We start from the raw sequence: 13,180 nt of genomic DNA on the forward strand, positions 1-13,180 counted from the left end.
CTTCACCTCTTAGTTATCTGAATAACTAACTCATTAATTCAACTATAATCTGGAAGGGGTTTCTTGTCAATCGCTCATTCAAGTTAACATAATATTATTATTGTTTCCTATCCGTTTCTGTCATAAGTGTCAGACCTTGAAGAAATTTCAAAATAGCTCCCTGTTCTGCTGTTGAAAACGAATCGAGAAACCTCTGAAACTGTTCCGCTTTTTGCTGATGGAGCTTTTCATGAAGTTCATACACTTGTTTTCCGCTGGGCGTCAGCCTGAAGTAGATCTCTTTTTTATTGTCCGTCAATTGAAACCGTTTAATGAGGCCTTCTTGCAGCAGCTTTGAACTGATTTTTGTAATATTTGCTTTTGACAAATTCATTTTTTTGGCGATGCCTGTATTATTAATCGGTTCATCATGACCGATACAGCTGATGACATGGATGGTCGTCATATTCCCCGGGAGCCGTTTAACATCAGATTCTGCCGCCTGCTTTAAAAATGCCTTGAGATCAGTATCCGCTTTTTGTTCGTTCAGGTGCAGGAGTTTAACATACATATCATAGATCAGCTGTTTTGTCAGTTCAGACATAGTCAATGGACAGTCCCTTCTTTTTATTTTCCGGTTAACAAAATATTTTAATGGTATGTTTTAGGATTTGTCAATGTTATGATAAGGTAAAATCAGATAACAAATGTGTTTTGTTTATCATGAAACAACCTCAAAAAGGAGAATCTCTGATGAATATTGAAGGAATAGAGATGGAAGTTCGTTGCACAGGTGATGTATGTTCAGATGCCCTTGAATTTTTGAGACGCCATAACCACGAAAAAACAGCCGAACATTCGATAAGAGTGAAAAAAGCGGCGGAAAAATTGGCAAAGCGTTTTCATGTTCCTGCACAAAAAGCGGGAATAGCCGGTATTATGCATGACATCAGCGGTGTCATCCCTAATGAAAAAAGAGTTGCGGCTGCTGAGGCGCTCGGTATTGATATTCTGCCCGAAGAACGGATATTTCCGATGATTATCCATCAAAAACTGTCGAAAGTGATGGCGCGGGACCTGTTTCAGGTGGCGGATCAAGATATTTTAGATGCAATAGAATGCCATACAACGCTTAAAAAAAATCCCTCCCAGCTCGACCTTGTCCTGTTTTCAGCGGACAAAATAGAATGGGATCAGACAGGGACTCCGCCTTATATCAAGGAGCTTTGTGAAGCGCTTGAAATTTCTCTGGAGCACGGGGCGTTTGTTTATATTCAGTATTTGTGGAAACAAAAAGATAAACTGAAAGTTGTCCATCCCTGGCTAAAAGACGCCTATTATCACCTGAAAGCAATAATCGAAGCTTGACCCAGGCAAAATGAACTGCGGCTTAGGGTGGGTGACCGCCTTAAGCCGCCATCTTGCCTGACAACACCGTTAGTTGACGCCTTTTGAAGGGTCCCACGATTTCTGCTGTTTTCGGATCGTGACGATTTGTCCCAGATGGTAAGCGTTATGAAGAATGAGAAGGGACAAAATCTCCGCCCAGGTGGAATGCGGATCATGCTGGGCCGGCTCCTTCAGCATCTTCTCTTCGCATGCCGAAAGCGCATCGATCCATTCGTTATAGATCGTATTCAGTTCCTGCCGGCTTTCTTCCCAGCCCAGTCCGCTTTTGTTTACAAACGTATCATCGATCGTATAATCAAAAGCCGGAACGGGAATTCCTTTAAACCACTTTAAATAGCGCTCGTTGTAAAAAATCAAATGGTTGGCAATTTCTAAAATCGAATTTTCCGAACCTTCCCCTTTTTGCCTTGCCTGGCTTTCCGTAAGATCAGCGGAAGCCGTTTGAAAACAAACAAACCAAGTCGTTTCGTTAAAGCATGCTTTAAACTGTTCAAGCAAAATGTTTTTTAGCATAAATACCCTCCAGTTCGATTCGATTTTTGCCTAGCTTTCTTTTGCTATTTTCGCCCTATTGACGGCAGAATCCTTTTTTTCAATATGATATTGAATGTCGAGAAACCGTATGCCGAACAGCCACATGCAGTGATGAGCGCAGAGCCTCTTTCGTCCCTGCTCTTTGATGATAAAGCGTTCGGCAAGCGGCAGTTTAAACGTACCTGTTCCGGTCGAAAGGAAAATGCCTTCATCACCCCGGTCAGATTGTTTGTCACTGCTCGTCAAAATCAGGCAGCCGTCCTCTGCTTTCGGCTTTAAAATGCCTGTCATATTGGAAAACGGCAATGGCAGTGCAATATTCATATATGTGATGTCATCATGGGTATGAGCAGAATAAAGCGCCACGAACACAGTCTCGCCTTCCTCGTTCGTTCTGACCCAGGCGCGCACATTCTTCCTGCCGTCTTTGGCTGAATCAACACCGATAATCTCGCCCTCCATCGTTTGCCGCCCGGTCTTTGTCCCCAAATGAATTTGCCCTGTCATTTTTGAAATCAGCTGATACATGTGCGCAAGCGGCTTAAACCATGGACGCCAGGCGATCTCCGCTGTTAACGAATAATCGGCAGTATGCTCATAGAAATCGAGAATGAGAGGAGAAACCGTCTCAAGCTGAAATCCGTTTCTCTGAAATGCGCTCATATCATCGGCAAGACCTTGGTAAGACGAATCGCTTTGTAATCGGTGCCGTTGTAAAAAATCGGCTCCGATTCTCCATGACCCGTAAATGTTGCTCATCATTTCGCCTTGCCTCCTTTCACAGTCCGGCTCAGGAGATTCAAGACGCCAGCCGGTCAGCGCTGGAATAATGACGCCAAAAGCGTTGACAAGCCCGTGAATCCAAATCATTTCCTGAATTGTAAAAGTCGGCCGGCCGCGATAAACACCGTAAGAGTAAATAAGTGAAAAAGCAATGGTAATCATCAATGTAAAAGACGAAAAGATCACAAAGCGGCGAGCCGCGCTGTTTTTGAAGGCCGCGATCGAGACGAGAAAGCCGCTGCCGTATATGGCCGCCAAATACAGCGCAACGGCGAAGACATCAATGGTTTTCGAAAACGATATGCCGACCGCAATGAAAAGCGGAGACAGCATGATGAGCCATGTCACCGCTGTATAAAAAAGGCCTTTCTTTTTCAGCTTCCTTCCGAGCATTCCATTAAAAATCGGAATGAGAAATGCAGAATAATGAAAATGCACCGCTGTCAGCAGCACGATCAGCGGGCTGAAATCCATGACCTGGAGATTCAGCGTATAAGCAAAAAGCCAACCCCCTCCGAAAGGAAGGTAAAGCAGACCGCTGTCAATCGATGCCTCTTCAAGGCCCTTTCCTCCTCTTTCCCAGAGACGAAGGACGCCGTATAAGGCGATCATCCCCGTATAGCATAGCCAAATCGCTGAAAAAAGCGGGGAATGGAACAACAGGGATAACGAAGCCGCACAAGCCGCATAAGGAAAGCACGCGCTGATCAGCCGAAACATTCCGTTTTCATGCTGAGTAAGATCGAGTGCGGCCGGAACAAAAAATAGCATCGCTAATAAAAGCAGCGCCTCTGCTGGCGGGATGTCCGGCGCTTTGCCGGCGAAAAAAACCGCATAGCAAAGAACGCTTACAAAAAAGCGGCGGAATTTCATGCCATCTCCTCCTCCCTGTTAAACGTTCCTCTGTAGGCAAACAGCGTTCCGAACAGCGGATTTTTCACATGAACATCAATCGTAAAACAGCCTTTTTCTTCGTCATACGATTCATTCACCCTGGAAATACCGTATAAACACTTTGCAAGGGGCAGCTTTTTACTGAATAAAGGCAGCCATTGTCTGACAGAAGTAATCGACAGTGATCCGTCAGCTTCCGCCTTAAACCGCAGGCTTGAAATTAAGATTGGCGGATGTCCGAAATAGTCGATAATTTCTCCCCGGCTTTCATCATAGATCATGACCGCATCAAAATACCTTTGTTTATCACGAAAAAAGAAAGTCCTGTTCCAAACGGCTGCCGGTGTATCATTTTTCGTCAGCCGAATGTGATTTTCAATCGTGAACGGAATGTTCCTCCCTCTTTCGGGAAAAAAACAGCGGAAGACCGTTCCCGCTTTAAACAACAGCCTGATCCAGTACGAACCGCCGGATATTTCCGTCATCACTCCTTTTCCTCTGAACGCGCTTTCTTGGGTGAGGTGATACCGTTCCTTGAGTTTTGGGTGAAGAAGGTGAAAATCCTCGATCACCCGTTCATACATCGAAACCAAATCAACGCCTCTTTCTGATCGTATTACCCGCGTGTGGAATGCCGCAAGCGCTCACATAGCCGACAACGGACAAGATGATAAGCGCGGCATTAAGCACGACCGGGTTAAAAGGTTGGGCAAAAGATGCGAGATCAGCCATTCCTGCAGATACCGAAAGCAGCACAAGCAGGGCGATATGCAAAAGAAACCACTTCCTTTTCCGACCTGGATAAAGCCATAACACGCCGACCATCACCTCGGCCATGCCGATCAGTTTCAGGAGCATTTCGGGATGAAAACGGCCGCCCGTGAAAGTCGAAAGCATGCTGATTTCCTCAGGATGAACCATCATGAGCTTTGGCACAAGCCCCTGGTAAATCCAGACGAAAGAAAACAGCAGACAAACGAGCCAATAGATCAATGTTTTTTGAAAAAGCAGCCTTGGATGGTGTCCTTTTTCAAGCCAGATCTTCAGCGCAGCAAAGCTCCAGGCCGTCGCCCAGCCGATGAGCGGCCTGAATGCCTTATCTGCAAGCCGGCCCAGCCTCCCGTAACGGGTGTCATAATCGTATTGTGTCATAAACGTGATCCCGGTTTCGCTTTCGCTGTATTTCCAATATCCTCGGCCTTCGCGAATGACAGAAAGCGGGTGGTTTGTAGCGAACTTGAGTGACGAGACTCTGTCTCCCGTGTCTTGATATACGTTTCCGACAGACACTCCTGTACCGGAAATTTTTAAACCGAAGCCGATTCTCGTTTCGTATAAAAACCTTTGCGGTTCACTCGGTCTGCGCTTTAAATAGGTAATGTCCGTAAATCGCAAGTCCCATTGCCGATGGAGGGCAGGATCTTGAGTATAGCGCCATAGCCGCTCCATATCTGTCTGGATAGATATTTCTACGTAAATCGGAGTTTTTTTCATTGCGCACGCCCTTTTGTGAATATATTCACAATAACAGCATAACATGGAACACATCATGTGTGAACCAATTTTTGCATATCCAGTCTCTCTTTGCCGACATAAAAAAATCCTCGGCTGTTAGGCCAAGGCAATTAATGGCTGGTTAAGCCTTCTCATACCTATGACTCAAAAAATGGAAGAGCCATACGACAATCATACTAAATTTTCGAAAAAATGTAAACAATTAAGAAAAAATTCCCTTGTTTATTCGGTCTGATAGATAGCGATGCCTTTTAGGAAGGCACGGATTGTCAGATCAAAACTTTCTTCCACATCATAAGGAAGACCGAACGCATCTTGTTGCCTGAGTGTTGCAAATCCATGCATGATGCTTCTCAAGCCTCTGACCGCATGGATCGCGGAGTCATTGTCTAAATGATAGTCTTTCAGAACGGAAAGCACCAAGGCGAGGATTCTGTCTCCTGCTTCGTCAAGCCGTTCATCTTCATCAGGCATTGCAATAAAAGTTGCTTCATAAAGCCCCGGCCTGTTTTTGGCAAAAGTAACATAGGCGTGAGCTATTCTGCTGACAGCCTGATCCTCTTCGGCTCCCTGGACAGCAGAAGCCATGTTTTCATAAAGTATCGTCAAGCCGTAAAGTGCGAGTTCTTTCCGTAAGTCGTTCAATCCTTTTATATGATTGTACAGAGACGGAGATTTGACATTTAGCCTTTTGGAAAGAGAAGCAAGCGTCACTTCATGAATGCCTTCCTCATCAGCCAGATATGCCGCAGCTTCCAATACTGCTTCTTTATTCAAACCGATTCGTGGAGACACGATTTCTTCATCCTTTCCTGTTCAATTTGATATGTGCTTCGTTCACCGCTTTTGTCATCGCTTGAACCGGATCATGGACAAGATTGCCGTGGCCGGCGGCAAGCGCCTTCGGTTTTAAATCTAACAGCTTTTGCGCGCTTTCTAAAGCGATTTCTTTGTCCCACGTGGCCAAAGCCGGAAAAGGAAATGAAAGCTTTAAATGTCCTGATACCGTCATGCCGCTTCGCGTATGGTACGCGTCACCGACTATGAGAAGACCGCTTCTTTCATCCAAAAACGAAATGCTGCCAGGCGTATGCCCGGGTGATGAAACAGTCAGCAATGAACCGATCCTGTCTCCTTCCTTTAAAAGGATATCAGGATTTGTCTTGATGTTTTTCGGAACGCCTCCTTTGATTGTTCCGCGCTCCCCTTCCAGCATCTTTGTATCACCTTTTAACAGACGCGCATCCCGTTCAGATATGGACACTTTCACACCGGGAAGGCTGTAGTACAGCGCGTCAAGCGAACCGACATGGTCGCTGTGGGCATGGGTCAGCAAAATCCGTTTAATCGGCTTACGGAGATGATCCGCAGCCTTTAAAATCCCTGTTTTGCTGATCGGAATCCCTGTATCAATTAATGTAAGGCCGTCTTCTTCATCTGCTAAATAACAGTTGACAGGAAATAGGCGCGGAAAAAAAGTCAGCTGGTAGACCGATTCAAATCGGGTAATCCTCATCGCTTTCACCTCTTCGATCAAAATAAAAAACTAATACCGTTAGTTTTCATTTTAAAACTAATGGCATTAGTTTTGCAAGCATTATTTTTTTCGATCGACAGCAACATAGATGACAACTTGGGCATTTTCGGGATTTTCTGCTTGTTCATCATAAACTTCAAAATCTCCGGTATAAGTACGAAGATTTTTTTCATCCCATGTCCAAATCTCTTGCCAAGTTTCAAACACGACCTCCGCGATCCTCCCCCGCTTTGAAACAAAAACGGCATATTCGGATGCAGGGAGCGAAATGAGATTGGCCGTTTTTTCTTGCTGATCAACGAACGTTCCGATTGAAAATGTATATGTCCCGTGTTCGTCCGTCTCATAATCTGAATAAAGTGCGATCGTGTCTCTCCTAATGTCCTGGCGTTCAGTATGCGGAAATTTTTCGCGATATAAACTCCACATGGAAGGAATTTTACCTTTTTCAGATACTTCATCCCGGTTGCTTGTCACGGTCGATATCCCGCTGAATAACTTTGCCTTCTGTTTTTCGAAATGAGAAAAGCTCATCTTCTCTGCCCGCCTTTCGTTTGCGTATCCGACGCCCACCGTTTTAAATGAGGGAGCGTCCGCTCCAAGAGCGATCTCGCTTCGGCCTCGGTTTTTCCCTCTTCTTTTATATAAGGAACACAGATGTCAATCATCTCTTTCAATGTCGCATCCGGATGTGTATATGCTCCGTTTTCATAGCAGTATATACAGTAGTCGCGATTCTTCCCCCCGTCTTTTTCTGTGCCGAAAAGTTCACTTGTCATCGGCATGCCGCAGCTTTGGCAAACATGATGTTCCATGTTTCATTCCTCCTTTTTCTTCATCATACAAAAAGAAACCTGACAGCATCGTGTCAGGTTTCGTATAAATGTACAATTTGATTAGCCAAGTTTTTTATTTTTTGACGGATGCGGGGAGGTGTGAGAACTTCAATATGTGTTCCAAATTGGAGGAGAAATCCGTACAGCCATTGATCTTCCGGATAAGAAACGGTTGCCACGCATTGTCCGTTTTCATAAGTGAGAGCTTCTGAGCCAAACCATTCTCTCGCCAAAGACTCTCCCGACGGTTTAATGAGAAGGGTCAACTCGATCATATTGTCCGGTTTGTACCATGATGTTTCCCAAGGAAGTGAAGACAGATCAACTTCCTTTCTTTCAAACTTTTCTTCAAGCATCTGCACGTCTTTCATACGCAACAGTTTAAAGAAGCGAAACGCCTGTCTCTTTAGGCAAAACGCATATAAATACCAGTGCCTTCCCTTTAGGACGAGGGTATGCGGCTCAGCTTTCCTTGTTCCGGTTTGCCCCTCTCTGTTCACGTATGTAAATGAGACCGCCCTCGTGCTGTCTGCCGCTTCATCCAACAAACGGATCTTTTCTTTGATGACAGGACTTTCTCCCCAGGAAGAGATGTCAACAAACCATTTTTCCGTTTTCTTGCGGAATTCCGGCATTTCTTCTTCGGAAACGAGAAACCGGATTTTTTCAAGGGCAGAACCGTGATGAAGGACTTCATACGTTGAAGAAACGCTTTCCAAAGCCGTAGTAATGGCAGCCAGTTCGTCTGCAGAAAGCAGTTTATTTTCGAGCCGAAACCGCTCCATGATGCTGATCCCGCCTCCCGCTCCCTGTGAGGTGACAATCGGAATGCCCGCCTGGTTGATCGCCTCGATATCCCGGTAAATCGTTCTGACAGAGACTTCGAACATGCCGGCAAGCTCCTTTGCCTGCACTTGGCGTTTATTAATCAATAAAATCACGATGGCCAATAGCCGGTCAATTTTCACCGCAGATCCCTCACATTCATCTTACGCTGTCAATTTTCATTTCTAAAGCACACACCATTTTGGAATATCATGACAAAAAAGGGGATCTCATCACCCAATTATTTAGAAAATCACTTTTCCTGTTACGATTTATACAGTTTGGACATATACTCCTTAAAAAAGGAGGTTTTAAAAACATCATATATTATTTTTTACAGTTTTTCGCCATTGTGTCCTTCGTCTATATCAAGTTCAAACGCTCAGTCGGCTATCAGCCTCTAAAGCCGGCACGCATGCTGTTCCGGATCATCCTCTTTTCGGGAATTTTCGTTTTTCTGCTGACGATGAGCGCACTTCACCCTTTATCATACTTCTATGATCTGATTGGGATCGCGCTCGGACTCATCTTGACCGCCTATGCGCTGAAGCATGTGTCAATTGAAAATCGGGACGGCATCCTTTATTTCAGAACGCATTTATGGATTGAATTGATCGTACTTTTGTTATTTTTATACCGGTTTCTTTACCGGATCGCCGAGATCGGCCAGCTCCAGACTGCGGTTTCAAACGGGGGTTCAGCAGCGTACGGCGCCCTTTTTGCGCAGGACCCGGCCACGATGATCGGTTTTTTTGTACTGGCCGTTTATTATGTCGGTTTCTCTTTTTTTGTTTTAAAAAAAGGAAGAAACGAAGAAAAACGCTCAGCGTAAAAGGCAAACTCGGGATGTGGAGTTTGCCTTTTCATAAGCTTTAGTCATGCTGTGTATGATCGATCATCTGCTGAAGTACATCGAGGACATGCTGGTCTTCCGGAGAATAAAAAATGGAAGTCCCTGCCCTTCTTGATTTAACGAGACGAAGATTTTTTAAAAACCTGAGCTGGTGCGAAACGGTTGACTGCAGCAGACTCAGCTTCTCTGCTATTTCATTGACCGAATGTTCGCCTTGTGAGAGCAGGTGAAGAATTTTGATTCTCGTAGGGTCTGAGAGCGCTTTAAACGTCTGTGAAACGAGAAATAAAGTTTCTTCATCTAACTCGGCCCGCACCTGTTTTTCTGTTGTTTCCTGATTGTGCTCACTCATGCTTTTCACCTTTTCCGCGCAACTTTTACCTTCATATCATATACCAAAACATACCGGTTGAAAAGTTTTATAGCCAGGGAACAGATCAAGTCGAAAACAGCGTTCCCAGAAGCGCTTCTGCATACCTTGCGGCTGACAGCTGTACACGTTCTCCGGCATGGTTTTCCACAGAGCGGCGAAAAGCGCCGTACAGCCGGTTGAATGGAACATTTTTTAATTGATCAGCTATTTGCTCCACTTTGCCGGCAGGAAGAGGAATCAAATTTGGATAGCTGTACATAAAACTCACCCATCTGCGATCTTGAACGACTTGGATAATGTCTCCTGAAAGGAGGATTCCCTTGCCTCCGTTTCCGTTTGCCCAATGGCAGACCGCTCCCCCTTTAAAATGGCCGCCAAGCCTGTGCAAGGTCAACCCGCTTGACAGCTTGAGGGAATCGCCGGACCAAAACACAATCCGGCTGCTCGGCCGCTGCACCCATTGTTTGTCATCTTCATGAATGTAGATCGGAGCATCAAACATTTCAGCCCATTCCGTTTGTGCAGCATAATAATGCGGATGTGATAAAGCGATCGCCTGGACTCCGCCCATCCGCTCGATATTTTCAATCGTCCGCTGATCCAGGTATGTGATACAATCCCACAGTAAGTTAAAACCGGGCTCCTGTATCAGGTATGCCGATTGACCGATGCCGAATTCGGGGGTTGTCGTCAAACTGTATAATCGCTCTTCTTCCAATGCGATTTCGTTTTGAAACCTTCCGCTTTGCTTCATTTCTTCCAGCGTTGTCCAAGCTTGCCCTGAATGATTGACATACTGTCTTTCTTCATTGCAAATAATGCATTCCGCCGACTCTTTCGGAGCAGCGTCATATTGAACACCGCACGTCGTGCAAATATAGTTAGTCAAAATTGCTCCTCCCCTTTCAAACTATATTTTACCATCTCCTTCACATGTACATGATTTTTTCGCTTCTATATATTTCGCTATCCAGGCTGATCTGTCCGCATCATCCTGAAACGCGAAAAAAGCGTCCGCTGATCCGGACGCTAGCTGCCTTCTTGCTGATACATATGTTCAAGCTGTGAAAATGAAATATCGCCGGCCGCACAATCTACAGCGGCATCGACTACCTGATCAAAGCGATCGGCCGAAGCGCTTTTCTCTTTTAACCGTTGTTCATAGCGTTCGAGCTCTTCCTGCTGTCTTCTTAGATCCTCTTCTTTTCCATCATAATCAGATGCATTCATCGTCTCCATATTTCTTTTGACGGCTTCAACATAGCCTCTCAATATATCCATACCTTCATACTCCTTGCCTTTTTTCAAAGGGTTTGCAACTGTTGCTATTTTTATACAGGAAAAAGAGGTTTTATACAGTTGCTCAAGCGCAAAAAAACAGATAAAATATGTCTTAATTTCTGTATTTTTTACATAAGGGGATTTAGAAGTCATTGAAAAACGAAACTGCGCTTAAACGAAGCCTTACACTCGGCCCGCTCGTTGTGATCGGCCTTGCTTATATGGACCCGCTCGTCGTATTTGATTCATACGGAGTGGTCGCACAACTGACAAAGGGGCACGTTCCGGCGGCATACATATTCACTGTTGCCGCACTCCTTTTGACCGCTTTGAGCTACGGCAGCATGGTCAAAGCCTATCCAAAAGCGGGATCGGTTTATACATATGCATATGAAAGCATTCATCCGCACGCAGGATTTTTAGCCGGCTGGACAATCATGCTAGACTATTTATTTTTGCCAATGGTCAATTTTGCGATCGGCAGCGCTTATTTGACGGCGGCTTTTCCTGAAGTGCCGCATGGTTTTTGGGTCGTTCTGCTCGCTTTATCGATTACCGTTGTCAATATTTTAGGCATTAGACTAACCGCAAATATTACAGGGCTGTTCGTCGCTTTTCAAGTGATCGTCGCCCTGACTTTTGGCGGATTTATGATCGCCGGGCTCGCAGACGGCCTCGGGACGGGCGAGCTGGTTTCAGCCGATCCGTTTTTCCGTTCTGATATCGAGCCTTCCCTGATTGTATCAGGAGCGACGATTTTGTGTTTTTCGTTTCTTGGCTTTGATGCGATTTCCACCATGTCTGAAGAAACGGTCAACCCGAAGAAGAACATTCCGTTAGCCATCTTTTTAACAGTAGCGATCGGCGGAACGCTGTTTACAGCGATTTCTTACTTGATGCAGCAAATCTATCCGTCCTATGATAGCTTCCAGCATGCCGATTCGGCATCGCTGGAAATAGCCCTATATACAGGAGGCGCTTTTTTAAAGTCCTTCTTTTTGGCGGGCACGATGGTCGCTGTCGTTTCATCCTCGCTTTCTTCGCATGCGAGCGCTTCGAGGCTTTTGTATGCGATGGGGCGGGACAGCTCTCTTCCGAAACGCTTTTTCGGCTATGTGCATCCGACTTTAAAGACGCCGGTGTTTAACATTATGTTCATCGGGCTGATTTCATTGACGGCCATGATCGGGGAACTCGAGGTCATCTATTCCTTCATCAGTTTCGGCGCGCTGATCGGATTCATTTTTGTCCACCTGTCTGTCATCGGCCATTACTACATTCGAAAACAGGAAAGAGGCTTTTTAAAAACGCTTCGCTATTTGGTTCTGCCCTTTTTGGGAGCCTCTTTCTGCGGCTGGCTGCTGCTTAGCATCAGCAAAAATGCGCTCATGATTGGAGCCGGCTGGCTGATTGCCGGTTTTATATACTTTTTGTTCAGAATCCGTACTCTTCCGAACGTCACATTCGGCTTTGACCGCGATCCAAGATAGAAGGATATCGCTTGGTCTTCTTGAAGATATATGTCATAATAAATGAGGCTGTATACTGTTTTGCATCAGGGCGCTACAGAGGTGAAACCATTGAAGAAAAAGAAATCGGGATGTTTAGCCGGAGCTGGCTGTTTGTCTTTTTTTGTGTTTGTTCCCTTGATCATTTTCTTTGCCATCTCCGGTCTGGAACAATTAAAATGGCTTCCTCTTGACACTGAATCTAACATTCTTGAGAGATTAAAAGATTACAAACCTCTTGTTGAAGAAGAACTCGATGAACAGGATCTTTCACAATACACCGCTCTTTTATTGGGCATGATGTATCAGGAGTCGAAAGGCAGAGGCGGTGATCCGATGCAGTCGTCGGAATCTCTCGGTATGAAGCGAAATGAGATTGACGATCCAAAAGCAAGCATTAAGCAGGGTGTGCGCCACTTTACAGCAATGTATAAAAAGGGACAGAAAAAAGGCGTCGATATTGAAACGATCATCCAAAGCTATAATATGGGATCGGGTTATATCGATTACGTCTCAAAACACGGCGGAAAGCACTCAGAGAAGCTGGCAAAGGCATTTTCCGAGGAACAAGTCAAAAAGAACCCCGATCTGTATAATTGCGGCGGAGATACAAACAATTTCCGCTACCCTTATTGCTACGGGGATTACTCTTACACGGAAAAAGTAATGGAACGCACAAAAAAAGTCGAAGAACATATCGAAGGGTTAACACTTGAACATTGACAAAACGGCAAGCCGGGTGAATTTTCGTCCGGCTTGTCCTGTTTTCGAGGAGCGAACAGAAGCATCGCCTGCAGCCGCATGCCATGCCTGTCATCAGTTCGCGTATTCTCCGTGAACGCTTCGGTCCAT

The 13,180-nt window shown here is 45.3% G+C and carries 17 protein-coding genes; 4 read left to right on the plus strand and 13 right to left on the minus strand.

The window, feature by feature from the left end; genetic code table 11:
* Nucleotides 1–97 precede the first annotated feature (97 nt).
* The gene (locus MKZ04_RS06200) at nucleotides 98–583 is read right to left on the minus strand and encodes a MarR family transcriptional regulator (RefSeq protein WP_180806822.1); all 486 of its coding nucleotides are present in this window, start codon (nucleotides 581–583) and stop codon (nucleotides 98–100) included.
* Between the two features lie 149 nt (nucleotides 584–732).
* Here MKZ04_RS06200 and yqeK point away from each other — a divergent pair, with 149 nt between their 5' ends.
* Complete coding sequence (gene yqeK / locus MKZ04_RS06205) at nucleotides 733–1,347, plus strand: bis(5'-nucleosyl)-tetraphosphatase (symmetrical) YqeK (protein WP_445662241.1); 615 nt, start codon at nucleotides 733–735, stop codon at nucleotides 1,345–1,347.
* Between the two features lie 69 nt (nucleotides 1,348–1,416).
* Here the strand turns inward: yqeK and MKZ04_RS06210 are convergent, their stop codons facing one another.
* From MKZ04_RS06210 to MKZ04_RS06250, 9 genes are all read right to left on the minus strand, one after another.
* A complete protein-coding gene (locus tag MKZ04_RS06210; RefSeq protein WP_020451748.1) occupies nucleotides 1,417–1,902 on the minus strand; it encodes a DinB family protein in 486 nt (161 codons plus the stop codon).
* 30 nt (nucleotides 1,903–1,932) lie between these two features.
* Nucleotides 1,933–3,579: a YndJ family protein gene (locus MKZ04_RS06215; protein WP_328067235.1), complete on the minus strand. Its 1,647-nt coding sequence runs from the start codon at nucleotides 3,577–3,579 to the stop codon at nucleotides 1,933–1,935.
* Nucleotides 3,576–4,193: a DUF4166 domain-containing protein gene (locus tag MKZ04_RS06220; RefSeq protein ID WP_023855713.1), complete on the minus strand. Its 618-nt coding sequence runs from the start codon at nucleotides 4,191–4,193 to the stop codon at nucleotides 3,576–3,578. The genes MKZ04_RS06215 and MKZ04_RS06220 overlap by 4 nt, the downstream gene beginning before the upstream one ends.
* Before the next feature lies 1 nt (nucleotide 4,194).
* Nucleotides 4,195–5,094, minus strand: a complete 900-nt coding sequence (locus tag MKZ04_RS06225; protein ID WP_035338587.1) for a DoxX-like family protein — start codon at nucleotides 5,092–5,094, stop codon at nucleotides 4,195–4,197.
* Between the two features lie 243 nt (nucleotides 5,095–5,337).
* Nucleotides 5,338–5,910: a TetR/AcrR family transcriptional regulator gene (locus MKZ04_RS06230; protein ID WP_035338586.1), complete on the minus strand. Its 573-nt coding sequence runs from the start codon at nucleotides 5,908–5,910 to the stop codon at nucleotides 5,338–5,340.
* Between the two features lie 7 nt (nucleotides 5,911–5,917).
* Nucleotides 5,918–6,631 (minus strand): MBL fold metallo-hydrolase, encoded by a 714-nt coding sequence (locus tag MKZ04_RS06235; protein WP_035338584.1) that lies wholly within the window; start codon nucleotides 6,629–6,631, stop codon nucleotides 5,918–5,920.
* Nucleotides 6,632–6,712: 81 nt separating this feature from the next.
* Nucleotides 6,713–7,186, minus strand: coding sequence for a GyrI-like domain-containing protein (locus tag MKZ04_RS06240; protein ID WP_023855709.1), 474 nt, complete (start codon nucleotides 7,184–7,186; stop codon nucleotides 6,713–6,715).
* Nucleotides 7,183–7,467 (minus strand): zinc ribbon domain-containing protein, encoded by a 285-nt coding sequence (locus tag MKZ04_RS06245; protein ID WP_328038312.1) that lies wholly within the window; start codon nucleotides 7,465–7,467, stop codon nucleotides 7,183–7,185. Before MKZ04_RS06245 ends, MKZ04_RS06240 begins: the two co-directional genes overlap by 4 nt.
* A gap of 53 nt (nucleotides 7,468–7,520) precedes the next feature.
* Complete coding sequence (locus MKZ04_RS06250; protein ID WP_023855707.1) at nucleotides 7,521–8,456, minus strand: helix-turn-helix transcriptional regulator; 936 nt, start codon at nucleotides 8,454–8,456, stop codon at nucleotides 7,521–7,523.
* A gap of 209 nt (nucleotides 8,457–8,665) precedes the next feature.
* Between MKZ04_RS06250 and MKZ04_RS06255 the strand changes: the two genes are divergently transcribed.
* Complete coding sequence (locus tag MKZ04_RS06255; protein ID WP_189396870.1) at nucleotides 8,666–9,145, plus strand: sporulation protein; 480 nt, start codon at nucleotides 8,666–8,668, stop codon at nucleotides 9,143–9,145.
* Nucleotides 9,146–9,185: 40 nt separating this feature from the next.
* Here MKZ04_RS06255 and czrA read toward each other — a convergent pair whose 3' ends face one another.
* The 3 genes from czrA to MKZ04_RS06270 form a co-directional block, all read right to left on the minus strand.
* Entirely contained in the window at nucleotides 9,186–9,518 is a 333-nt protein-coding gene (gene czrA / locus MKZ04_RS06260) for a Zn(II)-responsive metalloregulatory transcriptional repressor CzrA (RefSeq protein WP_003182557.1), read from the minus strand.
* Nucleotides 9,519–9,603: 85 nt separating this feature from the next.
* Nucleotides 9,604–10,428: a hypothetical protein gene (locus tag MKZ04_RS06265; protein WP_316073136.1), complete on the minus strand. Its 825-nt coding sequence runs from the start codon at nucleotides 10,426–10,428 to the stop codon at nucleotides 9,604–9,606.
* A gap of 140 nt (nucleotides 10,429–10,568) precedes the next feature.
* The gene (locus MKZ04_RS06270; RefSeq protein ID WP_023855704.1) at nucleotides 10,569–10,820 is read right to left on the minus strand and encodes a YnfE family protein; all 252 of its coding nucleotides are present in this window, start codon (nucleotides 10,818–10,820) and stop codon (nucleotides 10,569–10,571) included.
* A gap of 152 nt (nucleotides 10,821–10,972) precedes the next feature.
* On the opposite strand from MKZ04_RS06270, the gene MKZ04_RS06275 reads away from it, so the two are divergent.
* Together MKZ04_RS06275 and MKZ04_RS06280 are read left to right on the plus strand one after the other, a co-directional pair.
* Nucleotides 10,973–12,310, plus strand: a complete 1,338-nt coding sequence (locus MKZ04_RS06275; RefSeq protein ID WP_079289249.1) for an APC family permease — start codon at nucleotides 10,973–10,975, stop codon at nucleotides 12,308–12,310.
* Nucleotides 12,311–12,400: 90 nt separating this feature from the next.
* Nucleotides 12,401–13,051, plus strand: a complete 651-nt coding sequence (locus MKZ04_RS06280; RefSeq protein WP_023855702.1) for a lysozyme family protein — start codon at nucleotides 12,401–12,403, stop codon at nucleotides 13,049–13,051.
* Nucleotides 13,052–13,180: the final 129 nt, after the last annotated feature.

It is taken from the genome of Bacillus sp. FSL W7-1354 (assembly GCF_038002405.1).
Taxonomy (GTDB): Bacteria; Bacillota; Bacilli; order Bacillales; family Bacillaceae; genus Bacillus; species Bacillus paralicheniformis.